Origin of the sequence: Noviherbaspirillum soli (genome assembly GCF_015352955.1) — a bacterium.
In the GTDB taxonomy this organism is placed as follows: domain Bacteria; phylum Pseudomonadota; class Gammaproteobacteria; order Burkholderiales; family Burkholderiaceae_D; genus Noviherbaspirillum_A; species Noviherbaspirillum_A soli.
Genome location: NZ_JACYOX010000095.1, coordinates 1 through 1,673, shown reverse-complemented (window position 1 = coordinate 1,673; position 1,673 = coordinate 1). Strand labels below are relative to the sequence as shown.

At 65.0% G+C, this 1,673-nt stretch carries 1 protein-coding gene; it reads left to right on the top strand.

Translation table 11 applies throughout. The features are described from left to right. On the top strand, positions 1–1,673 hold a 1,673-nt coding region (gene thiC / locus IGW04_RS25475), incomplete at both ends, for a phosphomethylpyrimidine synthase ThiC (RefSeq protein ID WP_194715890.1).

Below are 1,673 nucleotides of genomic sequence, written 5' to 3'. Positions count from 1 at the left end.
ATGAACGCCAATCCGCACTTTCTCGCCGCCACCGCCCAGGTGGACGAAGCCGCAGTCCAGCCGCTGCCCAATTCCCGCAAGGTCTATGTCGAAGGCTCGCGCCCGGACATCCGCGTGCCGATGCGCGAGATCAGCCAGAGCGACACGCCGGCCTCGTTCGGCGCCGAACCCAATCCGCCGGTCTATGTGTACGACACCTCCGGCCCCTACACCGACCCCGACGCCCAGATCGACATCCGCTCCGGCCTGGCGCCGCTGCGCGCAGCCTGGATCGCCGAGCGCGGCGACACCGAGGAACTGGCCGGCCCGACCTCGCAGTACGGCATCGAGCGCCTGAACGACCCCAAGCTGGCCGAGCTGCGCTTCAACCTGCACCGGAAGCCGCGCCGCGCCATTCCCGGCAGGAACGTCACCCAGATGCACTATGCGCGCCAGGGCATCATCACGCCCGAGATGGAATACATCGCCATCCGCGAAAACCTGCGCCGCAAGGAATACCTGGAAAGCCTGAAAAACGCCGGCCCGATGGGCCAGAAGCTGGCCGACCTGATGGGCCGCCAGCATCCCGGCCAGGCCTACGGCGCCGCCATCCCCGACGAGATCACGCCGGAATTCGTGCGCAGCGAGGTCGCCCGCGGCCGCGCCATCATCCCCAACAACATCAACCACCCCGAGTCCGAGCCGATGATTATCGGCCGCAACTTCCTGGTGAAGATCAACGCCAACATCGGCAACTCGGCCGTGACCTCCTCCATCGGCGAGGAAGTCGAAAAGATGACCTGGTCGATCCGCTGGGGCGGCGACACCGTGATGGACCTGTCGACCGGCAAGCACATCCATGAAACCCGCGAGTGGATCATCCGCAATTCGCCGGTGCCGATCGGCACGGTGCCGATCTACCAGGCGCTGGAAAAGGTCAATGGCAAGGCCGAGGACCTGACCTGGGAAATCTTCCGCGACACCCTGATCGAGCAGGCCGAGCAGGGCGTGGACTACTTCACCATCCACGCCGGCGTGCTGCTGCGCTATGTGCCGCTGACGGCCAAGCGCATGACCGGCATCGTCTCGCGCGGCGGCTCGATCATGGCCAAGTGGTGCCTGGCGCATCACCGTGAAAGCTTCCTGTACGAGCATTTCGAGGACATCTGCGAAATCATGAAGCAGTACGACGTGGCCTTCTCGCTCGGCGACGGCCTGCGTCCGGGCTCGATCTACGACGCCAACGACGAAGCCCAGCTGGGCGAGCTCAAGACCCTGGGCGAACTGACCCAGATCGCCTGGAAGCATGACGTGCAGGTGATGATCGAAGGCCCCGGCCATGTGCCGATGCAGCTGATCAAGGAAAACATGGACCTGCAGCTGGAACAATGCCACGAGGCGCCGTTCTATACGCTCGGACCGCTGACGACCGACATCGCGCCCGGCTACGACCACATCACCTCCGGCATCGGCGCGGCGCAGATCGGCTGGTACGGCACGGCGATGCTGTGCTACGTCACGCCCAAGGAGCACCTGGGCCTGCCCAACAAGACCGACGTCAAGGACGGCATCATCACCTACAAGATCGCGGCCCATGCGGCGGACCTGGCCAAGGGCCATCCGGGCGCGCAGATCCGCGACAACGCGCTGTCCAAGGCGCGCTTCGAGTTCCGCTGGGAAGACCAGTTCAACAT